Raw genomic sequence first — 22,490 nt, 5'->3', positions numbered from 1 at the left:
CAAGGGCCGATGGTCCGAGATCGCCGTCCGAGGTGTGCGCGCTCCACGCCAGCCGCGCAACGCGGGCGCGGCCACAGGTGAAGCCGTACGCCATCGCTCCACCAACTCGGCGGCATTGAGCACCGCCCCGGGAATCGTGCCGATCACGTGCGAGGGGGTGTGGTGCCCGGCACTCCCGTGTCCGGGACCGTACACCCGTAGCCCGGGCTCGGCCGGGTCGAGGACCCAGCCCCCGGCAACGCGAGAACGTCGGCGTCGAGCGAGGCGACGGCTTCGGAGAGGGGATCCCGCGCCGCGTCGACGTGTGCGGACTGCGCGTGACCGTCCTGCTGCAGCCGTCGGCCGTGCAGCACGTCGAACGTCGCGCACCGCACCACCCGGGCGGTGGCCGTCGTCATGTACGGGTCTCGCTTGCGGGGGCCTCGATGCCTTTGATGCCTTCGATGCCGGAGCGGGTCCGGGCCGTGCCGTCGACGGCGAACGCGGAGAGGCGGTCACGGGCGGTGGTGTCGGGCAGAGCGTCGAGGTGGGCGAGGGCCCGGCGGATGTGCTGCTGCGCCAGCTCTGCCGCGGCGTGGAGGCCACCGGTCGTGGTGACCAGTTCCCGGATCCGTTTCCCGGTCCGCTCGTCCGGCGCGGTGGTGAAGGCACGGGCGAGCTGTTCGCGTTGTGCCGGGCCGGCATGGTCACGGGCGAGCAGAACGGGGAGGGTGGGCCGCTGGTTGCGCAGGTCGCTGTCGGACGGCTTGCCCGGCAGGCCGCCGGTGTACGGGAGCAGGTCGTCACGGATCTGATAGGCGATGCCGAGTGCCTCGCCGTAGCCGGTCAGCGCCGCGGCCTCGCCCTCACCGGCGCCCGCGAGGGCGGCACCGATGCGGCAGGCCGCCGAGAACAGTACCGCCGTCTTCAGCCGCGCCATCTCCAGATACTCCTCGACCTGGATGCCGAGATCCCCGGTCTGTACGAGCTCCCGGGCCGCGCCCTCGCACGCCTCGCGCCCGGCGCGGGCCTGGACCCGCATCGCCGCGACGATGCGGGAGGCCGGTACGCCACGGTCGGCGCATTCGGCGAGGGCGTCGAACCAGGCGAAGAACAGCGAGTTACCGGCCACCACCGCGGTCCCGGGACCGAACCGCGCGTGGACGGCGGCCCGGCCCCGGCGTACCGCGTCGCGGTCGATGAGGTCGTCGTGGACGAGACTCCCCGCATGGGCGCACTCCAGCCCCGCCGCCGCGGGCACCACCTGCTCCAGCACCCCGCCGACGGCCAGGGCGCTGTACACCAGCAGCAGGGGCCGCAGCAGCTTGCCCGGCGGGTCGAGCGCGGCCGCGCATGCTTCTGTGAGCACCGGGACTCCGGCTCCGCACGGGCGGACGCAGCGGGCGATCTCGCCCCGGAGTACCGCCTCCGGCCCGGACCGTGCAGGTGGGGGCGGGGCAGGCGGCGCGTCAGCCACGGGCTTCTCCTTAGCGCGAGACAGAGCCATCGGCTACGTGTGATCTTCGTAGCGGTCCGGAAGGCGGCTGCCCCGGGCGACCCTGCGTCAACTCACCCGTATGAGGGTCGAAGTCATACAGTTGCCCGCCGGCTGTCACAGGCCCAGGGAGATGGCCAGCCGGGTGAGTTCCGCGGTGCTGTTGATGTTCAGCTTGGCGCGGATGCGGCGGAGATAGGCGTCGACCGTGTGCTTGGACAGTCCCATGTGACGAGCCGTCTGCAGGTAGGTGTGACCCGCGGCGATGTGCTGCAGGGTCTCTCGCTCACGCGGGGCCAGCGCGGGCACGGTGTCTTCGTCGTGCTGCGTAGTAGCGGTGAGGCTCATGAGGTTTCCTCTGACAGATCGGCTCGGTCATCGCTGCTCACGTCGACGGAAGCAGGACACATGCCCGAAAACTGCAATTTGTCCGTTTCCAAATACTTTGATCGGCCGACGTCATCACGGTGTCCGCCGACTGTCACAGGCGTGTCACAGGGCCCCCGGGGGGCGGTGGCCAGGGGTTCGTACCGACGCCCGAGGCCGTCCGGCGGCGGACTGGTGCTCCGTGGCCGTCGGGATCATGCTGGTTAGAGGGCCTCGGCCGGGCAGGTTCGTCGAAGGATGAGCGGCGATGGAGCGACTTCCCACCCCTCCCAGGAAGCAGGCGCAGGCTCACGCACACGCTGTGCCTCCTCGGGCCTACTCCGCTACGGCCACCGTCGATGTGCAGGGCATCGTGACGGGATGGAGCGACGGTGCCAGGCTGCTGCTGGGTTACCGGCCCGCGGAGGTCGTGGGACACGAGGCCGCACGTCTGCTCGCCGACGTTCCGGGCGAGGCCGTCGGCCGGGCGTGGCGGGAGGCAGCCGCACGTCGGCGGTGGGGCGGCGCCGTCGTACTGCGCCACCGGGACGGCTACCGGGTGGAGCGCCACGTACTGGCGCACCGTCGCCCCGTACCGGGGGGCACGGGCGCGGAGTGGCTGATCGTGTCCGCGGTGACCAGCCCGTCGCATCCCGACAGCGACAGAGCACTGGGGGAGTGGGCCTTCGACCGCTCTCCCTGCCTTCTCGCGGTCTTCGGCCAGGATCTGCGACTGGTGCGGGCCAGCGCCGGAATGGAGCGGGCGCTGTCCCTGACCGAGGACACGATGCGCGGGCTGCGTCTGCCCGACATCGTCCCGCACCCGGCCAGTCACGAGGCCGAGACGAGCATGCGACGGATCCTCGACGGCGGTGAGTCGCAGGACCTCCCCCTCTGCCTGGACCCCGTCGACCCGCAGCGCACCTGGCAGGGCGGTCTCGCGCCGCTGGTCGACTCCGCCGGCCAGGTACGAGCCGTATCCCTGACGGCACACTCCCATCCGCCCGAGCAGCTCATCCAGCAGCGGATGCGCCTGCTGAGCGACGCGGGACGGCGCATCGGTACCAGCCCCGACACGCATCGCACCGCGCAGGAGCTCGCCGACGTCGCAGTCCCGCGACTCGCCGACACCTGCACCGTCGACCTGCTGGACACCCCTCGGCGCGGCCAGCCGCCCCCCTCCTGGTCGGCTGTGGGCCTCACTCTCAGCCGCGTCGCGGTGCAGGCTGTGACCGAGCAGTACCCCGCGCCCCGGCCCATGGACCGACCGCGACGCTGCGCGGCCGGGTCGCCGCTCGCCCGGTGCCTGGCCGAGGGCCGGGCCGCGGTGCACTCGGGCGGCGAGGACGCCGTCATCCACTGGGCTCAGGAGGACCCGCAGGCCGCGTGGATCCGTGACAGCCGCACACACTCGCTGATGGTGGTGCCGATCCGGGCCGGCGACAGCTCGTTCGGTGTGGCCCTGTTCGGGCGGCATCAGCGCCCGGACCCCTTCGACGCGGACGATCTGTGGCTGGCCGAGCAACTGGCCGCGAAGGCGGCCACCAGCATCCACAGCGCCAGCCGCCCCGAGCGGCAGCACACCTCCACCATGGCCCTGCAGCGCAGCTTGCTTCCGCAGTCACTGCCCGAGCAGGGGGCCATGGACATCGCCACCCGCTACCTGCCCTCCGTCAGCCAGGCCGGCGTGGGCGGCGACTGGTTCGATGTGATCCCGCTGTCCGGCACCCGGGTCGCCCTCGTCGTGGGCGACGTCGTCGGCCATGGGATCCGCGCCTCCGCCACGATGGGCCGGGTCCGCACCGCGGTCCGCACGCTGGCCGACGTCGACCTGCCGCCCGACGAACTGCTCAGCCACATCGACGACCTCGTCATCCATCTGTCCGCCGAGGAGGGAGGCACCGACAACGCCTCCGAAACCGCCGGTGGCGTCGGTACCACCTGTCTGTACGCCGTCTACGACCCCGTCTCCCGCCACTGCACCCTCGCCCGGGCCGGCCACCCCCCGCCCGCCGTGGTCACGCCCGGCGGCGCCGTCCGCTTCCTCGACGTTCCCGCGGGTCCCCCGCTGGGCCTGGGCGGTCTGCCCTTCGAAGCCATCGAGACCGAACTGCCCGAGGGCAGCCTGATCGCCTTCTACACGAACGGCCTGCTGGAACCCCGCGACCATGACATCGACGACTCCCTGGACACCATGTTCGCCGCCCTCGCCCACCCCGCCCAGAGCCTCGACGCGGTGTGCGACAGGGTCCTCACCTCGATGCTCACCCACCGCCCCGACGACGACATCGCCCTGCTCATCGCCCGTACGAAGGCCCTGGACGCCGACCGGGTCGCCACCTGGGACCTGCCCTTCGACCCTGCCACGGTCGCCGACGCGCGTCAGCTCGCCACCGACCAGCTCTCCGCCTGGCACCTGGACGAGGCCGCGTTCATCACCGAACTAGTGGTGAGCGAGCTGGTCACCAACGCGATCCGCTACGGCCGACCCCCCATCCGGCTCCGCCTCATCCACGACAACCACACCCTGACCTGCGAAGTGTTCGACTCCAGCAACACCGCGCCCCATATGCGGCGGGCTCGCACCTTCGACGAGGGAGGACGCGGCCTCCTGCTGGTCGGGCAGCTCTCGCAACGCTGGGGGGCTCGCCCCACCTCGGCGGGCAAGACCGTCTGGGCCGAGCAGTTCCTCAGCGAGGCCTGAAACACGCTCAAGAACCGGGCGACCAAGAACTGGGAGACGCGTCGAAGACCGGTTGTGCCCAGGCCGGCGGGCCGGGGATCGGATCGGAATGCGGCACGGCCGTGACCGTCCGGCGACCGCCGCGAGTCGGTGCGGGCGACCTTGTACGGGAACCGCCGGTGGCAGCCCGCAATGCGCCCACGAACTCCAGGCACGACTCGTAACGGTCCTCGGGAACCTTGGCGAGCGCCTTCGCGATCACACCGTCCAGCTCCGGCGGCAACTCCGACCGCATCTCACTCAGGGGAGGCGGACTGTCGTACTGATGGGCCCAGAGCAGCGCAATGTCATCTTCCTGACGGAAAGGAGGCCTGCCCGCGAGTATCTCGTAGACGACGCAGGCAAGGCTGTAAAGGTCACATCGGCCATCCACCGGGCGACCCGAAATCTGCTCCGGCGCCACATAGTCCAGCGTTCCGACGAATTCCCCCACCGTCGTGAATCCCGACAGCGACAAGGACTTCTTCGTCAGTCCGAAATCCGTGAGATAAACATGCTCGGGATGCTCGCTGTCCGTGCCCTGTGCCACCAGGACATTGCCCGGTTTGACGTCCCGGTGCACCAGATCGTGTTCATGGGCCGCATCGAGCGCCGACGCGACCTGACCCGCGATGCGCAGTGCGGCGTCGACGCTCAGCACGCCCTCCCGGTCGATCAAGGCCCGTAGATCGCACCCCGACACATAACGCATGGCGATGTACAGCACGCCGTCCTTCTCGCCGGCCTCGAAAATCGGCACGATATGAGGATGGTCGATCGCGGCAGCCACCCGCGACTCGTGCACAAAACGCTTGCGGAACGTGTCATTGCGGGCCATTTCCGGAGTGAGCAGCTTCAACGCCACCGTCCGATCGAGGCGCAGATCCCTGGCGCAGTACACCACCGCCATTCCCCCGTGCCCGATCTCACGCAGCACCTCGTATCCGGCAATCTGCGTCCCCACCAGATCGAACGTCTCGCGCATTACTCGTCACCTGCCCCTACCGCCCACTCACGCCAAAACCCTATGTCCGGCATCATGCGCACGCAGGACGACAGGGTCATGTTCCGACAGCTCGGGACTTGACGCAGGCGCTTCGAAGCGCAATCCCAAACGGCTCCGCCGACGTACTGAAAGTAGGGCCGCAACCGCAGCCCCTTGCGGCTGCGGCCATCCCTCTCGTGACGCTGAGAGTCGCGCGAGACGATGGAAGGAAGAGTGCATCCGTCATGCGAGCACACCGCGCGAGGCGTCTCGTCGCGGCGTCCGCGGTCAGCATTCTGATGGCCGGTGGCGCTTCGATCGGCGCAGCAGGCACGGCCGCGGCGGCAGCCCCCGCCGTGCACCCCCAGGTGACCACCAACATGTGCTTCGGCCGCAGCGACTTCCGCTGCTTCGACCACAGCCGGTTCTGCTTCGACCGGCCCGGGTTCTGCTTCGGCAACCGCTTCGACCGCTTTGATCGCTTCGACCACTTCGATCACCGCTTCGATCACCGCTTCTTCGACAACGGATCCTTCGTGATCATCGTGCTGTAGCGGTGGTCGCCGCGGACACGAGGGGGCGCGCCCATCGCGGGCGCGTCCCCCCCTTCGCATGCGCCGACTCACGGGCGGGGTCTGCCTGGCGAGGTCACAGGGTGGGATCGCCGAACTGTTCGAGGAGAACGTCGACCGGTGTGTAGGCGGCGGTGGCGGAAGCGCCGTCGTGGAGGACTTGTTCCGCCCAGATGACCTTGCCGCCACGGTTGTACCGCGTGCCCCACCGCTGCGCGAACTGTGCCACGAGGAACAGCCCCCGGCCGCCCTCGTCCGTGGTCGCCGCCCGCCGCAGCCGGGGCGAGGTGCTGCTGCCGTCCGACACCTCGGAGGTCAGATAGCGCCCGTTCAGCAGCCGCAGCTTGACCGGTGGTGATCCGTACCGGATGGCGTTCGTGGTCAGCTCGCTGAGAATCAGTTCCGTGGTGAAGGCGACCTCCTCCAGCCCCCACTCCCGCAGCTTCTCCCTGCACTCGGCCCGGATGGACGGCACCACCGCCGGGTTCGACGGTACGTCCCACTCGGCCACGCGCGAGGGCGGGAACAGCCGGGTCCGCGCCGTCAGCAGCGCGATGTCGTCGCCGGGGTGCTTGGGCTTCAGGGCATCCATCACCATGCCGCAGGTCTCCTCCGCGGTGCGGCCCCCGGCCCCGCCCAACACCCGGCGCAGCCTCTCCAGACCCACGTCGATGTCGCGGGTACGGTCCTCCACCAGACCGTCGGTGTAGAGCACCAGTTGGGAACCCTCGGTGAGGTGCAGCTCGGCGGTTTCGAAGGGGTAGCCGCCCAGACCCAGCGGGGCCGAGGCCGGCACGCCGGGACAGGTGACGGTTCCGTCCGGGCCCACCACCACCGGTTCGGGGTGCCCCGCGCGGGCCATCGTGCACGCCCCCGAAACCGGGTCGTAGACCGCGTACAGGATCGTCGCTCCCGTCACCCCCTCACCCTCGTGGCCTTCGGCGAGTTCGTCGGTGTCCTCCTCCTCGTCCATGCGTACGACCAGGTCGTCCAGGTACCCGAGCACCTCGTCGACCGGCAGGTCCAGCGTGGAGAAATTGTGCACCGCGGTGCGCAGCCGGCCCATCGTCGCCGCCGCGTGCAGCCCGTGCCCGACGACATCGCCCATCACCAGTGCCACCCGGGCGCCCGGCAGCGGGATGACGTCGAACCAGTCCCCGCCCACTCCGGCCTCCGCGGGCACATACCGCCAGGCCACCTCGAGCGCGTCCTGTTCCGGCTGTCCCCGGGGCAGGAGACTGCGCTGCAGTGTCACCGCCGTCGCGTGCTCCCGGGCGAACCTACGGGCGTTGTCGATCGCCACCGCGGCCCGCGCGCCCAACTCCTCAGCGACGGACAGATCATCCTGCTCGTACGCCGGGGAATCCACCGTCCGATAGAAGTTCACCACGCCCAGCGGCACGCCCCTGGCCAGCAGCGGCACGGTCACCAGGGAATGCAGCCCGCGCTCCAGGGCCTTCTCGGTGCGCTCCGGATCCTGCCGCTGCCAAGCGTGGGCCTGCCGCAGGTCCGCCTCCAGCACACCCCGCCCCTCCTGCAGCGTCCGCATCTGCGGGGTGTCCGGCGAGAAGGTGATCACTTCGCCGAGTGGATACACCGGCATCCTCGACTGTTCACCGCTCAGCGCCGCACGGTGCAGATGCCGCCATCCCTCCGCCGTCGGTTCCAGCCCGCGAAGCACCGCGTCCAGCAGATCCACGGTGACGAGATCGGCGAACCGCGGCACCGCGACATCGCCCAGCTCCCGGGCCGTACGCCGGACATCCAGCGTCGTCCCGATCCGCATACCCGCCTCGTACAGCAGCGTCAGCCGCTCCCGCGCCACCTCGGCCCGCCCGGAGACCGCGACCAGCTCCGTGGTGTCCCTCAGGGTCACCACGTTGCTCCGCCGGTTCGTGTCCCGGAGCGTGGACCGCTTGCTCACCGCGAGCAACCGGTCGTCCGCGAGATGCACCTCGTCGGTCACCATCTCCGGTGACGTGAGCACCTGCGTGAGCTGCTCCGGAAGTCCCAGCTCCCGTACCGGGCGCCCCAGCGCGTCGGAGCGCAGGCCAAGGAGCCGCTGCGCCTCGTCGTTGGCCAGCACCAGACGCCCGTCGGCGTCGACGATCAGTACTCCTTCCCGCACCGAGTGCAGGACCGCGTCGTGGTGCTCGTACATCCGCGCCAGTTCCGCGGGCGCCAGACCGTGCGTCTGACGCCGCAGGCGCCGGGAGATCAGCGTGGTGCCGGTCGTCGCAAGCGCCAGCGCGAAGGCGCCGGAGACGAGGATGATCGGCAGTTGTGGCATCCAGCGTTGCGTCACGTTCGTGACCGTGATCCCGGCCGAGACCAGCCCGACGACCTTTCCGTGCGAGTCGGTCACCGGGACCACGGCCTGCACGGCAATCCCCTTGCCCGCGGGCAGGGGCGGACCGCCGGCCTGCTCGATGACGGTGCGGCCTTCGAGCGCCGGCTTGATGGTGCCGACGAACTTCTTCCCGATCTCCTCGGGGTAGGGATACGTATAGCGAATCCCGTCGGTGCTCATGGCGACGACGAAATCGACACCCGTCCTCTTGCGTGCTGCCTCGGCTCGCGGCTGCAGTACCGCGCTCGGATCCCGGCTGAGCAGCGCTTCGTCCACGCCGGGGGCGTTCGCGAACGCCTGCGCCGCGACGACCGACTCGCGACGTCCCTGCCGCAGGGCGTCCCGATCCGCCTGGATCACCAGAGCCACCACCGCCGCCACGACGAGCAGCACCACGATCATGATCTGGAGGAGGAACCCCTGTCCGGCCGCGCTGCGTGGGTTCAGCAGGGAATCCCGGTCACGCAGCCGCCGGATGAGGGGATGACGCGACGGGCTCCGAAAAGGCCCGAAAGGTCCCATACAACCTTCATAACACCGCCGCGTGACCCCTGACCTGCTCAGCCGGAACCGTCGCGGCCGAGCGAGTCCTAGCCTGGTGTGTGGTGACCCTCCCGTGAAGACCATGCCCAAGGAGCCGGCAGATCTCGTACGAGCCCTCAGAGCCGCCGGGATCAGGGACGAGCGGCTGCTCGAAGTCGTGCGAACGACACCCCGGGCCGCATTCGTCCCGGCCGGATACGTGGCCGACGCCTACCGCGACGTACCCATAGCGATCGGGCAGGGACAGGTCACCACTCAGCCGTCGCTGTCCGCCATGATGATCGAGAGCCTCGGTCTGGACGGCAGCGAGCACGTCCTTGAAATCGGTACCGGCCTCGGCTTCCAGACCGCGCTGCTCGCCCGGCTGGCCGCCGACGTGGTCAGCATCGAGACGCGGCCGGGCATCGCCCACCAGGCGCGGGAGAATCTCGCACGGCAGGGCGTACGGAACGTGGAGTTGCGGATCGGCGACGGCAGCGGCGGCGTGCCCGACCGCGCTCCCTACGACGCCGTCCTCGTGTCCGCCGCGTACCCGGACGTGCCCGCGCCCCTGGTCGCTCAGGTACGGCCGCGCGGCCGACTGGTGCAGCCGATCGGTCCCGGCGGGCACGAGCAGGTGGTGTGCTTCGAGCGCACCTCATCGGGGCTGGAGCAGTTGCGGATGGTGACCGGGGCGTGCTTCGTGCGACTGCAGGGGCAATACGCCTTTTTGCCGGGCGATGCGGAGTTCCCTACGCGTCCGCGACGCGCACGACCGCCAGCGTGATGTTGTCGGGGCCGCCCGCCTCGATGGCGGCCTTCCACAGCCCGACCGCCGCACGGCCGTCGTCGTGCTCCCTCATCACGTCGTCGATCACGTCAGGCGGCACCGGATCGGTCAGACCGTCGGTGCAGATGAGGTAGCGGTCACCGAGCGACAGGGAGACGGCTGCCACATGGGGCTGGACGGCGCGGTACGTGTCGGTGCCGCCCAGGCACTGCGTCACGAGTGAGGTGGTGCGCCGCCCGGGTTCGAGCGGAGGACTGTCGTCGACGCTGACCTGGAGCAGCCCGCGGCTGGAGGCCGCGAGGACCCGGCTGTCGCCCACGTTGAACACCAGCAGCGAGTCGGGCAGTACGACGACGCCGGCGATCGTCGTCCCCATGGTGGTGAGTTCGCTTCCCTCGTCACCGCCGGAGGCCAGGTACACGGCGCGGTTGCAGTCGTTCAGCGCGTCGCGGACGGCTTCCTCGCTGCTCAGGGCGGGACCGATCGACGCGATCCGGCGGACCACCAGGGCGCTGGCCACCTCGCCTCCGGGATGCCCGCCGAGCCCGTCGGCGACGGCGACGACGAGAGGCGTCGCGAGCGGGAAGTACAGGGTCTGCGGGCTCTCGGTCACCGTGGCGCACAGCGTCCACGGTCCGATGACGAGACTGTCCTCGTTCCGGGAGCGCAGCAGCCCGGGATGGCTCAGCGCACTCACCGCCACGTACGGCACGGAACGCCACCGCCTTCCCGCACAGGGCACAAAACCCTAGGTCGGCCGATGGTCATGTCTCAAGGGTAGGCGTGCTCGATGTGACTCCCGCAAGTCTCGGCGTTACGTTGGCTGCGACAGCGGAAGGCACGAGGCGGGAGCTCGCCATGGGCCTGCGGCAGTGGATCGACGGCTGGCCGGTGTACCGGCAGATCACCGGTGACGACGTGCTGGGCAGGGGAAGCGCGGCCCGCTCGCGCGGCACCGAGCAGCTGTCAGCGCGCACCGAGCAGGCCGACAGGGTCGTACGGTCCGTGTGCCCGTACTGCGCCGTGGGCTGCGGCCAGAAGGTCTACGTCAAGGACGGGAAGCTCACCCAGATCGAGGGCGACCCGGACTCCCCGATCTCACGCGGCCGGCTGTGCCCCAAGGGCTCGGCCAGCAAACAGCTGGTGACCGGCCCCGGCCGGATCAGCACCGTCCTGCACCGGCCCCCGCACGGCGCGGGATGGGAGCGGATCCCGCTCGACCGGGCGATGGACATGATCGCCGACCGGGTCCTCGAGACCCGTCGGCAGACCTGGCAGGACACGCACCACGGTGTTCCGGTCCGGCGCACGCTCGGCATCGCCTCTCTCGGCGGAGCGACGCTGGACAACGAAGAGAACTACCTGATGAAGAAGCTGTACACGGCACTGGGCGCGATCCAGATCGAGAACCAGGCGCGGATTTGACACTCCGCCACCGTCCCCGGTCTGGGGACCTCGTTCGGCCGTGGCGGAGCCACGACGTTCCAGCAGGATCTGGCCGAGGCCGACTGCATCGTCATCCAGGGCTCGAACATGGCCGAGTGCCATCCGGTCGGCTTCCAGTGGGTGATGGAGGCCAAGGAACGGGGTGCCACGATCATCCACGTCGACCCCCGCTTCACCCGCACCAGCGCGCTCGCGGACGTCCATGTACCGCTCCGGGCCGGAACCGACATCGCCTTCCTCGGCGCCCTGATCAACCATGTGCTGAGCAACGACAAGGACTTCCGCGAGTACGTGGTCGCCTACACCAACGCCCCGGCGATCCTGCGCGAGGACTTCGCCGACACCGAGGACCTGGACGGGCTGTTCTCCGGCTACGACCCGGACAGCCACCACTACGAGAGCACCAGCTGGATGTACGAGGGCGCGCGGGTCGCGGCCGCGGCCGGGGAGCGGGACCAGTGGCGGGCATCGGGGGACGAGGGCGAGCGGGGCACGGCTGCCGGACAGCAGCACGGAGGCAGGGAGGCGCACGAGAGCTCCCGCGCGCAGTCGTACGGCTCCGGCGGCCCCGCCCTGCGCGGGAAGCCGGCCATGGACCCGACGTTGCGCCACCCGCGCTGTGTGTACCAGGTGCTCAAGCGCCATTTCGCCCGCTACACGCCGGAGTTGGTCGAGGACGTCTGCGGCGTTCCCCGCGAGCTGTTCGCGCGCGTGGCCGACGCCATCACCGCCAACTCGGGACGCGAGCGCACCACGGCACTGTGCTACTCCGTCGGCTGGACCCAGCACACCGTCGGGGTGCAGTACATCCGGACCGCGTCCATCCTGCAGACGCTGCTGGGCAACATCGGGCGGCCGGGCGGCGGCATCCTGGCGCTGCGCGGACACGCCAGCATCCAGGGCTCCACGGACGTACCGACGCTGTTCGACCTGCTGCCCGGCTACATCCCCATGCCGCACGCCCACCAGCACCAGGACCTGGACGCGTTCGTGGCCGCGGACGCCGGCACCACCGGCTTCTGGGGCAACATGCGCGCGTACACGGTGAGTCTGCTCAAGGCGTGGTGGGGAGAGGCGGCCACCGAGGCGAACGACTACCGCTTCGACTGGCTGCCCCGCCTGACCGGCGACCACGGCACCTACCAGACCGTGCTCAACCAGCTCTCGGGGGAGTGCAAGGGGTACTTCCTCGTCGGCGAGAACCCGGCGGTCGGCTCGGCCAACAGCAAGCTCCAGCGCCTCGGCCTGGCGAACCTGGACTGGCTCGTGGTCCGTGACCTGCGGCTGATCGAGAGCGCGACCTTCTGGAAGGACGGCCCGGAGACCGAGACCGGTGAGCTGCGCACCGAGGAGATCCCGACGGAGGTGTTCTTCCTGCCGGCCGCGGCGCACACGGAGAAGGACGGCAGCTTCACCAACACCCAGCGGCTGCTGCAGTGGCACCACGCGGCAGTCGAGCCGCCCGGCGACGCCCGCAGCGACCTGTGGTTCTACCACCACCTCGGACGGATCATCAGGGAGAAGCTCGCCGGATCCACCGACCCACGCGACCGCCCCCTGCTCGACCTCACCTGGGACTACCCGACGTCGGGCCCGTCGGCCGAACCGAGCGCCGACGCCGTGCTGGCCGAGATCAACGGGTACGGGCCGGACGGGCAGCCGCTGTCGACGTTCACGCAGCTGCGCGACGACGGCTCCACCTCCTGCGGAGTCTGGATCTACTGCGGGGTCCACGCCGACGGGCACAACCACGCGGCGAACCGCCGACCGCGCGACGAACAGAGCCGGGTCGCCCCCGACTGGGGCTGGGCCTGGCCGGCCAACCGCCGCATCCTCTACAACCGGGCGTCGGCCGACCCCGAGGGACGACCGTGGAGCGAGCGCAAGCGGTACGTGTGGTGGGACGCCGGACAAGGCCGGTGGACCGGGGACGACGTCCCGGACTTCGAGGCGGACAAGCCGCCCGACTACCGGCCGCCACCGGACGCGAGGGCCCAGGACGCCCTGGCCGGCACCGACCCGTTCATCATGCAGAGCGACGGCCGCGCCTGGCTGTTCGCACCGGCCGGACTGGCCGACGGCCCGCTGCCCGCACACTACGAGCCGTACGAGTCGCCGGTGGACAACCCGCTGTACGGCCGGCAGACGAACCCCACGCTCCAGGCCTACGACCACCCGGCCAACCGGTACCACCCGGCGGGCAGTGAGGTGTATCCGTACGTGTTCACCACCTACCGGCTCACCGAGCACCACACCGCCGGCGGCATGAGCCGTACGCTGCCCTATCTGTCCGAGCTGCAGCCGGAGTTCTTCTGCGAAGTCTCCCCGGAACTCGCCACGGAGCGAGGCCTGAAGCACCTGGGCTGGGCGACCATCACCACGGCCCGCACGGCGGTCGAGGCGAGAGTCCTGGTGACCGACCGGATCAAACCCCTGCGGATCCGCGGCCGCACCATCCACCAGGTGGGGATCCCCTACCACTGGGGCCCGGACGGGCTCTCCACGGGTGACTCGGCCAACGACCTGTTGTCCGTGGTGCTCGACCCGAACGTACGCATCCAGGAGTCCAAGGCGGCGACCTGCGACATCCGGCCGGGCAGGCGTCCACGGGGCCCGGCGCTGGTCGCCCACGTGGCGGCCTACCGGCTGCGCGCCGGCCTCCGCGACGACACCCCGCCGGGCGACGACACCCCGCCGGGCCCAGGAGAGGGGCAGCCATGACCGCGGACCGCAACAGGCTGTCCGGCCCGCTCGCCGACCCCGCCGCGGACGCCGGTTACCCGGACACCCACCCGCCCCGGATGGGGTTCTTCACGGACACCTCCGTCTGCATCGGCTGCAAGGCCTGCCAGGTGGCGTGCAAGGAGTGGAACCTGGTCCCGGCGGAGACCGAGGAACTCGACCTGCTGGGGCAGTCGTTCGACAACACGGGCGCGCTGGACGCCAACAACTGGCGGCACGTGGCGTTCATCGAGCAGAAGGTGACGCCGGAGCGGCCCCCGGTCGATCTGGGCATGCCGACCGTCGGCCCGCCCGTTCCCGACGCGGAAACCGGCGACGGCCAGGTGCGCTGGCTGATGTCCAGCGATGTGTGCAAGCACTGCACCCACGCCGCCTGCCTGGACGTCTGCCCGACCGGGTCGTTGTTCCGCACGGAGTTCGGGACCGTGGTGGTGCAGGCGGACATCTGTAACGGCTGCGGCTACTGCGTGCCGGCCTGCCCGTACGGCGTGATCGACATCCGTCCCGGCGACGGCCGGGCCTTCAAGTGCACGCTGTGCTACGACCGGTTGGGAGCGGGCCGGGAACCGGCCTGCGCCCAGGCGTGCCCGACCGACTCCATCCAGTTCGGCCCGCTGGAGGAACTGCGCGAGCGGGCCGACCGGCGCGTGGCCGAGCTGCACGAGCGCGGCGTGGACCAGGCACGGTTGTACGGCCGGGATCCGAACGACGGCGTCGGCGGTGACGGCGCGTTCTTCCTGCTGCTGGACGAGCCCGAGGTGTACGGGCTCCCGCCGGACCCGGTGGTCACCACCCGCGACCTGCCGTCGATGTGGCGGCACGCGGCCACGGCCGCCGTGGGCGTGGCCGTGAGCGTGGCGCTGTCCTTCCTGGGGCGGGGGACCGTGGAGAGGAGGAAGCCGTGACGGGGAGCGGTGAGCGGGAGCGCCTTATGGTTCCGCGCGCGGAGTTCCGGTCGTACTACGGCCGGCCGATCCTCAAGCGTCCCACGTGGAAGGTGCCGGACGTGCCGGCCTATCTGTTCCTCGGAGGAACGGCCGGTGCCTCGGCGACCATGGCTGCGGTGGCCGAACTGACCGGCCGCCGGGAACTGGCCGGAACAGGCCGGTGGGTCGCCGCCGCCGCGTCGGTGGCCAGTGTCACGGCACTGGTCCATGACCTCGGCCGACCCGAACGGTTCACCCATATGCTGCGCGTCCTCAAGCCCACCTCGCCACTGTCGGTGGGCTCCTGGATCCTCGCGCCGTTCTCCACGCTCGCCACCGCTTCGGCCGCCTCGCTGGCGACCGGACGGCTGCCGAGGCTCGGCCGGCTCGCCGCACTCGGTGCCGGGGTGCTGGGGCCTGCGATGTGCACGTACACCGCGGTGCTGCTCTCCGACACCGCGGTGCCGGCGTGGCACGAGGCGTATCCGGAACTGCCGTATGTGTTCGCGGGCAGCGCGCTGACCAGCGCCGCGGGTGCCGCACTGCTCTGCGCCCCCGGCGCGGACCACAGGCCGCCGATCCGGATGAGCCTCTTCGGCGTGGGCATGGAACTCGCCGCGATGCGCCGCATCGAGCGACGGCTCGGACCGGCCGGTGAGCCCTACCTGATGGACCGGCCGGGTCGGCTGCTGACCCTGAGCAAGGCACTGACCGCGGCCGGAGCCGGGTTGTCGCTTCTCGCCGGTCGCCGAACGGCCCGGCTCCTGGCCGGAGGGTCGTACCTGGCAGCCGGACTGTGCAACCGGTTCGGCATCTTCGCGGCAGGCATCGCGTCCGCCGAGGACCCGGCCCATGTGGTGACCACTCAGCGGCGGCGGCTTGGGCGGGACCACGAGTCGTAGAGTGCAACTCCCTTTTATGTAGGGCATGTTGACGGCTGGCTGCAACGTGGCTGAACCCAACCCCGACGGCCTGTGCGCCGAGGATCTGATGCGTCGTCACTATTGACGTGTGCACGTCCAGTGGCTACGTTGCGACAGTGCTCCGAGTCGGCCGGTCAGGAGTGAGACAACGTTGTCAGGAGACAACGTTGTCACCTACCGGACTCCGCCGCTTCCCTCTCCACCACCCCAACTGGTCGCCCCCGCTGGGTCTTTCGTCGTCCGTCCGGCTCGGTGTGCTCCCGAACGCATCCCCTCAGGAGGCAGATCGCGATGTTATCGACTCCGGCCGGTGGCCGCCGGCCTGGTGCGCGCAGACGGCCGTGCCGCGGCCGCCCGATCCGCACGGTCCTGGGCGCCGCCGCCGGCGCGGCACTCCTCGGCGCGTACGCGCTGCCCGCCCCCGTCGCCCGGGCGGCGCCGGCGAGCTCGCCGAAGCTCGTGTCGTCCCCGGCGGACCTGGTCAACCCCTTCATCGGAACGACGAACGACGCCAACGACTTCCCGGGCGCGGACGTGCCCTTCGGCATGGTCCAGTGGAGTCCTGACACTCCGTCACGGCCACCGGGCGGCGGGTACGAGTACAAGGACTCCTCGATCACCGGATTCAGCCTCACCCACATCGCGGGACCGGGATGCGGTGCCGCGGGTGACATACCGGTACTGCCCACGGTGGGCACCGTCAACAACGCGGCCACGGACTCCTTCTCGCACGCCGACGAGTCCGCCACACCCGGCTTCTACAAGGTGGCCCTCGACAACAAGGTGACCACCGAACTCACCTCCACCACACGCAGCGGCATGGCGCGTTTCACCTTCCCCGCGACCTCCCAGGCCAACCTGATCTTCAAGCTGACCAGCAGTCAGAACGGCGGCACCTCGACACAGTTCGACGTCGTCTCCGACACCGAGGTCAGCGGCCAGGTCACCAGCGGGAGATTCTGCGGCGCGGGAAACACCTACACCGTCTACTTCGACATGGTCTTCGACCAGCCGTTCACCTCCAGCGGCAGCACGCTCGCCCCCCGGACGAAACCGTCCGGGCCCTCCGCCGAGCGGGCCGACAAGAACGCCCCGGAGACGCCCAACAAGCCGCGCCTGCACGGCTCCATGCCGAAACCCCGCGCCCACGACGCGGTGCCCCACGACGCGACCCCGGGCGCCGCCGCCTCCAACGCGCATGTCACGTTCAACACGAGCGCGAACCAGGTCGTCCAGGCGAAGGTCGGCGTCTCCTACGTCTCGGTGGCGAACGCGGCCGCCAATCGAAACGCCGAGAACACCGGCTGGAACTTCGACAGTGTCCGCTCCGCGGCGCACAAGGCCTGGGACACGGCACTGGGCAAGGTGCAGATCGGCGGCGGCACCGCGGACCAGCAGAAGATCTTCTACACGGCGCTCTACCACTCACTGCTCCACCCGAACGTCATCAGCGACACCAACGGCCAGTACTACGGCTTCGACGGCAGGACGCACCAGGTCGACGCCGGACACGACGCCGCGTACGCCAACTACTCCGGCTGGGACATCTACCGCTCCCAGGCCCAGCTCGAAGCACTGGTGAGTCCTCAGGTCGCCTCCGACACCGCCCAGTCGATGACCGACGACTACGCCCAGACCGGCATCTTCCCCAAGTGGTCGGAGAACAACGGGGAGTCCTACGTCATGGTCGGCGACCCGGCGGCGGCGATCATCGCCGACTACCACGCCTTCGGCGCGCGGAACTTCGACACCGCGAAGGCACTCGCCGGCCTGCTGAAACAGGCGAGCACCGCGAACAACGACCGACCGGGTCTCAACTACCTGGACAACCCGGGTTACGAACCGCACGACGGCAGTTACGGCTGCTGCAACTTCTACGGCCCGGTGGCCACCACCCTGGAGTACAACACCGCGGACTTCGCCCTCTCCGCCTTCGCCGGCGCCCTCGGCGACACCCGGAGCCGGCAGACGTACGCCCATCGCGCGCAGGACTGGCGCAATGTGCTGAACCCGGCGTCCGGCTTCGTCCAGCCCCGCAACGCCAACGGCTCCTGGACGGGCGGCTTCGACCCCACCAGCGGCACGGACATGGTCGAGGCCGACTCGTGGATCTACTCGGGCATGGTGCCCTTCAATGTCGGCGGACTCGCCACCGCCAAGGGCGGCAACAAGGCGATGGGTGACTACCTCGACACCGTGCTGCGCAGCTACACCGGCGCCAACGGCTACGCATGGGTCGGCAACGAGCCGAGCATCGAACTGCCCTGGGAGTACGACTACATCGGCCAGCCGTACAAGACCCAGGCGACGGTGCGCTCGATCCAGGACCAGATCTGGTCGAACACCCCCGCCGGACTCGCCGACGGCAACGACGACCTCGGCGCGATGAGTGCCTGGTACGTCTGGTCCGCGCTGGGCATGTTCCCCATGACGCCCGGAACGTCGGACCTCGCACTCGGCTCGCCCCTGTTCCCCCAGGCCGTGATCACCCTGCCCTCCGGCAAGACCCTGACGATCAACGGCGACGGCGCCGCGGACAACGCACCGTATGTGCAGTCCGCGACGTTCAACGGGTCCGCGTGGAACAACGCCTACGCACCCCCGAGCGCGATCACCTCCGGCGGAACGCTCAACTACACGCTCGGCACCGGCCCGAACACCGCCTGGGCCTCGGCCCCGTCGGCGGCCCCGCCCTCCTACCCCGGCGACACGGCCGCCCCGCCGAAACCACGGGTGGGTCCCGTCAAGTCCGGCGTGAACTCCGCGCAGTGCATCGACGACGCCAACTCCGGCACCGGCGACCACACCGCGATCCGTCTGTGGACCTGCAACGGCACCTACGCCCAGGACTGGACGATCGCGGCCGACGGCACCCTGCGCACCCTCGGCAAGTGCCTCGACGTGTCCAACAGCGGGACGACCAACGGCACGCTCGTCCAGCTCTACACCTGCAACGGCACCGGCGCCCAGAAGTGGACGATCGGCACCGACGGCTCCCTGACGAACCCCAATTCCGGCCTCTGCCTCGACGATCCCAACTCCTCGACCACGGAGGGCACACGACTGCAGATCTACACCTGCAACGGGACCGCCGCGCAGAGGTGGACCCTCCCACCGGCCTGACATCCCCCCGACACCCGGGTGTCCGCACACCACCCGGCGCCTCGCGGTCCCGTTCTCCGGCGGGACCGCGAGCGTCTAATGTGAGCACTTCGAGCACTGGGGGTGGAAATGGTGGCAGAAGGGTCCGCCGGCGCCGACGTCGCGGCCGCGGTGCAGCGTGTCTTCCGGGACGGGCTGCTCAGCGGGAAGTCCGCGTTCGCACGGGAGCTGGAGGCGTGGACCGAGCGGACGGCCTCCGACCTCCGCGCCCGCTTCGTCGACCGCCCGGACGAGTCGTCGGACACGTTTTTGGTCAAGCTGCGCCGCCAGTTGGACGCCGCGCCGGACGAGACCATCGCGCTCGCCGCCGAGCTGCTGTTCGTGAACATGGCACCGCTGGTGCCCGAGCAGATCGGGATACCCAAGAAACGGGAGATCCTGGGCGAGGTGCTCTCCTGGGCCGAACGACCCCTGACGATCCCGGCCGACCTGGAGCCGGGGCTGAAGGGCTTCATACATGGGGGCCAGGGGTTCCTGAACTACCGGTGGGCCCAGTTCCAGATCCTGGTCCTGCTCGTGGAACGGCTCGCGGGGATGCCGAGCCAGGAGCGCGAGAGCGTGCTCAGCGACCCGTGGCGGTTCCGCGCAGAGTGCTTCGCCGTGCAGGAGGCGGAGGGGCACAAGAAGGGGCGCGCGCAGATCCACGTACTACTGCACCTTCTCTTCCCCGACGACTTCCAGCCCATCGCCAGCGTCATGCACAAGCAGGCGATCCTCAAGGCGTTCGCGGACGAACTCCCGGAGCTGTCCGGCGACGACGACCGGGACCTCCTGCAACTCTCCCGGATTCTGCAGGCCGGCACTGGGGAGGAGGTCCACTTCTACGAAGAACCGTGGGTGGGCAGATGGCGGCGCGGCACCGTCGAGCACGGACAGCGGGGCTGGCTGGTGCGCGGATCCAACGTGGACGGCCACAACTTCGTCCCCGACTGGCTCGAACAGGGATACTGCGCGGTCTCCTGGCTGGAAGTACCCGAGATCCCCGCGGGCGCCGGCAAGCCCGAGATCCAGCGGGCCGTCGCGGAGGCGATGCCCGACGCCAGTGTCCAGGCGCGCGGCCAGTCGGTGTACCAGCTCCATGTCTTCCTCACCGTCATGCAGCCCGGCGACCTCGTCGTCACCGTCACCCCCGACGAGGTGCACGTCGGCACGATCCAGGGTCCGCCGTGGTACGACGCCTCGCAGGGCCTGCACAACGCCCGCCGCCGCCCCGTCCAGTGGGCCACCACCGGTCGTCCCCTGTCCCGCTCGGAGCTGCCCGAGGCGGTGCAGGCCCGGCTGACGCGGCCGCCGACGGTGTACGACATCAGCAGCGTGACCGCCGAACTCGCGGAACGAGCGGGCCTCGAAGATGTCGTCGCCGAGCCCCTGTTGGAGGCCGACGTCACCAAGCCGCTGGAACTGCCGCCCGTCACCGAGGAGTTGGCCGCGCAGCTGCTGATGCCGCAGGAGTGGTTGAGGGAGACCGCCGAGCAACTCCAGGAGCAGCGCCAGCTCGTCTTCCACGGCCCGCCCGGCACCGGCAAGACCTATCTGGCCCGGGCCCTGGCCCGGCACCTGGCCGGACCTGACCGGGTGGAGCTCGTGCAGTTCCATCCTTCCTACACCTACGAGGACTTCTTCGAGGGCTTCCGCCCGGTCCGGGGCGAGGACGGCTCGGTGGTCTTCGACGTCCTGCCGGGCCCGCTGAAACTGCTGGCCGAGCGGGCCAGGAAGGACCCGGCGAACCCGTACGTCCTGATCATCGACGAGATCAACCGGGCCAACCTGGCCAAGGTCTTCGGCGAGCTGTACTTCCTGCTGGAGTATCGCGAGGAGCCGGTCACCACCCAGTACAGCCCGCACGACCCCTTCCATCTGCCCGGCAACCTGTTCGTCATCGGCACGATGAACACCGCCGACCGGTCGATCGCGCTCGTCGACGCGGCGATGCGCCGCCGATTCGCCTTCCGCCGCCTGTCGCCCGGGAAGCCACCGGTCGACGGACTCCTGGAGCGCTGGCTGCGCACCCGCGGCCTGCCGGACACCCCGGCCCGGCTACTGGACGCCCTCAACGCCCGCCTCGGCGACGCCGACCGCGCCATCGGGCCGTCGTACCTGATGAAACCGGCCGCGGCCCGTCCGGAGGGCCTCGAACTCGTGTGGCGCACCCAGATCCTGCCCCTGCTAGAGGACCAGTTGTACGGAACCGGCATCGACGTCGAGGAGGAATACGGGCTCGCCTCCCTGCGTGCCGCGGTGGAGGAGGCGTGAGACCCGGCTCCGACGCTCTGCACCTCGCCGTCGATGAGACCGGGCCCGGCACCCTGCGGGAGCTGACGGGCGACCAGATCGCCGGCCTGCTGACGGTGCCGGGACTGGTACGACTCAGTCCGGCAACCGGCGGCCGATGGCGTGTGACCGGCAATCAGAAGGCGGGCCTGGTGCGACTGCGCACCCCCTCCGGCGGAGCGATCCAGCTTCTGCTGCGCCCCAAACTCCCGGTCAGGAACGTGCTGTTCCTGCTCTCCCACACGACTGCCGACCCCTGGCTCCCGGAGACGGTCACGGCCGCCGGCGCCGACGACCTGCTGCCCGCCGTGGCGGACCTGCTCGCCCGCGTCACCCGCCGCACCCTGGAGGCCGGGGTCCTGCACGGCTACCGGACGGTCGAGGAGGAACTGCCCCTGATCCGGGGCCGTATCCGCACCGAGGACCAACTACGGCGCGTGGGCCTGCCCCTGCCGGTCGCCGTTCGCTACGACGACCACACCCCGGACATCGACGAGAACCGGATCCTGCTCGCGGCCCTGCACCTAGCCGCCCGGCTGCCCGGCGTGCCCACCCGCACCGGTGTCGCGTTGCGCCACCTCGCCGACCACCTGCACGGCGTGCACGCACTGCGCCCCGGCGAACCGCTGCCCCGCTGGACACCGAACCGACTCAACGCCCGCTACACACCGGCCCTCCGCCTGGCGGAGCTGCTGCTGTCGGGCCGTTCCGTCCAGCCCGAGGGCGGCGAAGCCGTCACGGCCGACGGTTTCGTACTCGACATGCCGACCGTCTTCGAGCAGTTCGTCACCTCGGCGCTGGGCGGCGCCCTCGCCCGTCACGGGGTGCGGTGCGCCGCACAGGAACAGCACCACCGTCTGGACCTGGCCGGTCACGTCCGCCTCCGCCCGGACCTGGTGCTGTACCGAGCGGGCCGCACCGTCTCCGTCGTCGACGCCAAGTACGCCTTCCGCCACCGCCCCGCACCGCCCACCGAACACCTCTACCAACTGCTCGGCTACTGCACCGCCCTGGGCCTCCCGCACGGCCACCTCGTCTACGCGGCGACGGCAGAGGCTGCGACGACACCCCGGAAGACGGCGACGGCCCATGTCATCCGCCGCGCCGGAATAACGGTCACCGCCCACAGCATGGACCTCGCGCAGCCCCCGGAAGCCCTCCTCACGGCCGTGTCGGCGCTGGCCGACCGAATCGTGAACGCGACTGAACTGACGGGACGTCACTGAGTCACCCTTCGCG

Annotated in this window: 15 protein-coding genes; 9 read left to right on the top strand and 6 right to left on the bottom strand. The window is 70.3% G+C overall.

Features of this window, described 5'->3' with window-relative positions; genetic code table 11:
* Window positions 1-143 precede the first annotated feature (143 nt).
* The 3 genes from ACFY1J_RS21965 to ACFY1J_RS21955 all read right to left on the bottom strand — a co-directional run bounded on the left by ACFY1J_RS21965 (window position 144) and on the right by ACFY1J_RS21955 (window position 1,822).
* Window positions 144-398 (bottom strand): hypothetical protein, encoded by a 255-nt coding sequence (locus tag ACFY1J_RS21965; protein WP_390731718.1) that lies wholly within the window; start codon window positions 396-398, stop codon window positions 144-146.
* Window positions 395-1,348: a polyprenyl synthetase family protein gene (locus tag ACFY1J_RS21960; protein ID WP_390708052.1), complete on the bottom strand. Its 954-nt coding sequence runs from the start codon at window positions 1,346-1,348 to the stop codon at window positions 395-397. The genes ACFY1J_RS21965 and ACFY1J_RS21960 overlap by 4 nt, the downstream gene beginning before the upstream one ends.
* Window positions 1,349-1,591: 243 nt before the next feature.
* Window positions 1,592-1,822, bottom strand: coding sequence for a response regulator transcription factor (locus ACFY1J_RS21955; protein ID WP_263215444.1), 231 nt, complete (start codon window positions 1,820-1,822; stop codon window positions 1,592-1,594).
* A gap of 286 nt (window positions 1,823-2,108) precedes the next feature.
* On the opposite strand from ACFY1J_RS21955, the gene ACFY1J_RS21950 reads away from it, so the two are divergent.
* Window positions 2,109-4,544: a SpoIIE family protein phosphatase gene (locus ACFY1J_RS21950; protein WP_390708051.1), complete on the top strand. Its 2,436-nt coding sequence runs from the start codon at window positions 2,109-2,111 to the stop codon at window positions 4,542-4,544.
* A 7-nt stretch (window positions 4,545-4,551) separates the two neighbouring features.
* Here the strand turns inward: ACFY1J_RS21950 and ACFY1J_RS21945 are convergent, their stop codons facing one another.
* The gene (locus ACFY1J_RS21945; protein ID WP_390708050.1) at window positions 4,552-5,547 is read right to left on the bottom strand and encodes a serine/threonine-protein kinase; all 996 of its coding nucleotides are present in this window, start codon (window positions 5,545-5,547) and stop codon (window positions 4,552-4,554) included.
* Window positions 5,548-5,792: 245 nt separating this feature from the next.
* On the opposite strand from ACFY1J_RS21945, the gene ACFY1J_RS21940 reads away from it, so the two are divergent.
* Window positions 5,793-6,101: a hypothetical protein gene (locus tag ACFY1J_RS21940; protein ID WP_390708049.1), complete on the top strand. Its 309-nt coding sequence runs from the start codon at window positions 5,793-5,795 to the stop codon at window positions 6,099-6,101.
* A gap of 94 nt (window positions 6,102-6,195) precedes the next feature.
* Here ACFY1J_RS21940 and ACFY1J_RS21935 read toward each other — a convergent pair whose 3' ends face one another.
* Window positions 6,196-8,871, bottom strand: a complete 2,676-nt coding sequence (locus ACFY1J_RS21935) for a SpoIIE family protein phosphatase (protein WP_390731717.1) — start codon at window positions 8,869-8,871, stop codon at window positions 6,196-6,198.
* Between the two features lie 223 nt (window positions 8,872-9,094).
* Between ACFY1J_RS21935 and ACFY1J_RS21930 the strand changes: the two genes are divergently transcribed.
* Window positions 9,095-9,778 (top strand): protein-L-isoaspartate(D-aspartate) O-methyltransferase, encoded by a 684-nt coding sequence (locus ACFY1J_RS21930; protein ID WP_390708047.1) that lies wholly within the window; start codon window positions 9,095-9,097, stop codon window positions 9,776-9,778.
* On the opposite strand, the gene ACFY1J_RS21925 is transcribed toward ACFY1J_RS21930, so the two are convergent.
* Window positions 9,744-10,493 carry a PP2C family protein-serine/threonine phosphatase gene (locus ACFY1J_RS21925; RefSeq protein ID WP_390708046.1) on the bottom strand — a complete coding sequence of 250 codons (750 nt, stop codon included), beginning with the start codon at window positions 10,491-10,493 and terminating at the stop codon, window positions 9,744-9,746. The two genes, ACFY1J_RS21930 and ACFY1J_RS21925, sit on opposite strands and share 35 nt — an antisense overlap.
* Window positions 10,494-10,639: 146 nt before the next feature.
* Between ACFY1J_RS21925 and fdh the strand changes: the two genes are divergently transcribed.
* The 6 genes from fdh to ACFY1J_RS21895 all read left to right on the top strand — a co-directional run bounded on the left by fdh (window position 10,640) and on the right by ACFY1J_RS21895 (window position 22,477).
* On the top strand, window positions 10,640-13,948 hold the full coding sequence (gene fdh / locus ACFY1J_RS21920) for a formate dehydrogenase (RefSeq protein WP_390731716.1): 3,309 nt from the start codon (window positions 10,640-10,642) through the stop codon (window positions 13,946-13,948).
* Window positions 13,945-14,874: a 4Fe-4S dicluster domain-containing protein gene (locus ACFY1J_RS21915; RefSeq protein ID WP_390731715.1), complete on the top strand. Its 930-nt coding sequence runs from the start codon at window positions 13,945-13,947 to the stop codon at window positions 14,872-14,874. Before fdh ends, ACFY1J_RS21915 begins: the two co-directional genes overlap by 4 nt.
* A gap of 26 nt (window positions 14,875-14,900) precedes the next feature.
* Window positions 14,901-15,797 carry an NrfD/PsrC family molybdoenzyme membrane anchor subunit gene (gene nrfD / locus ACFY1J_RS21910; protein ID WP_390708043.1) on the top strand — a complete coding sequence of 299 codons (897 nt, stop codon included), beginning with the start codon at window positions 14,901-14,903 and terminating at the stop codon, window positions 15,795-15,797.
* A 312-nt stretch (window positions 15,798-16,109) separates the two neighbouring features.
* On the top strand, window positions 16,110-18,941 hold the full coding sequence (locus ACFY1J_RS21905; RefSeq protein ID WP_390708042.1) for a lectin: 2,832 nt from the start codon (window positions 16,110-16,112) through the stop codon (window positions 18,939-18,941).
* Between the two features lie 108 nt (window positions 18,942-19,049).
* Complete coding sequence (locus ACFY1J_RS21900; protein ID WP_390708041.1) at window positions 19,050-21,233, top strand: AAA family ATPase; 2,184 nt, start codon at window positions 19,050-19,052, stop codon at window positions 21,231-21,233.
* The gene (locus ACFY1J_RS21895; RefSeq protein WP_390708040.1) at window positions 21,230-22,477 is read left to right on the top strand and encodes an McrC family protein; all 1,248 of its coding nucleotides are present in this window, start codon (window positions 21,230-21,232) and stop codon (window positions 22,475-22,477) included. The genes ACFY1J_RS21900 and ACFY1J_RS21895 overlap by 4 nt, the downstream gene beginning before the upstream one ends.
* Window positions 22,478-22,490 lie beyond the last annotated feature (13 nt).

This window comes from Streptomyces sp. NPDC001406, from assembly GCF_042895285.1.
Classification (GTDB): Bacteria; Actinomycetota; Actinomycetes; order Streptomycetales; family Streptomycetaceae; genus Streptomyces.
This window is presented reverse-complemented; position numbering and strand designations above follow the sequence as displayed.

Coding starts and splice junctions, on each gene's coding strand:
- ACFY1J_RS21965 (WP_390731718.1), bottom strand. CDS start 398: ATGACGACGGCCACCGCCCGGGTGGTGCGGTGCGCGACGTTCGACGTG.
- ACFY1J_RS21955 (WP_263215444.1), bottom strand. CDS start 1,822: ATGAGCCTCACCGCTACTACGCAGCACGACGAAGACACCGTGCCCGCG.
- ACFY1J_RS21950 (WP_390708051.1), top strand. CDS start 2,109: ATGGAGCGACTTCCCACCCCTCCCAGGAAGCAGGCGCAGGCTCACGCA.
- ACFY1J_RS21945 (WP_390708050.1), bottom strand. CDS start 5,547: ATGCGCGAGACGTTCGATCTGGTGGGGACGCAGATTGCCGGATACGAG.
- ACFY1J_RS21940 (WP_390708049.1), top strand. CDS start 5,793: ATGCGAGCACACCGCGCGAGGCGTCTCGTCGCGGCGTCCGCGGTCAGC.
- ACFY1J_RS21935 (WP_390731717.1), bottom strand. CDS start 8,871: ATGATCGTGGTGCTGCTCGTCGTGGCGGCGGTGGTGGCTCTGGTGATC.
- ACFY1J_RS21930 (WP_390708047.1), top strand. CDS start 9,095: ATGCCCAAGGAGCCGGCAGATCTCGTACGAGCCCTCAGAGCCGCCGGG.
- ACFY1J_RS21915 (WP_390731715.1), top strand. CDS start 13,945: ATGACCGCGGACCGCAACAGGCTGTCCGGCCCGCTCGCCGACCCCGCC.
- nrfD (WP_390708043.1), top strand. CDS start 14,901: ATGGTTCCGCGCGCGGAGTTCCGGTCGTACTACGGCCGGCCGATCCTC.
- ACFY1J_RS21905 (WP_390708042.1), top strand. CDS start 16,110: ATGTTATCGACTCCGGCCGGTGGCCGCCGGCCTGGTGCGCGCAGACGG.
- ACFY1J_RS21900 (WP_390708041.1), top strand. CDS start 19,050: ATGGTGGCAGAAGGGTCCGCCGGCGCCGACGTCGCGGCCGCGGTGCAG.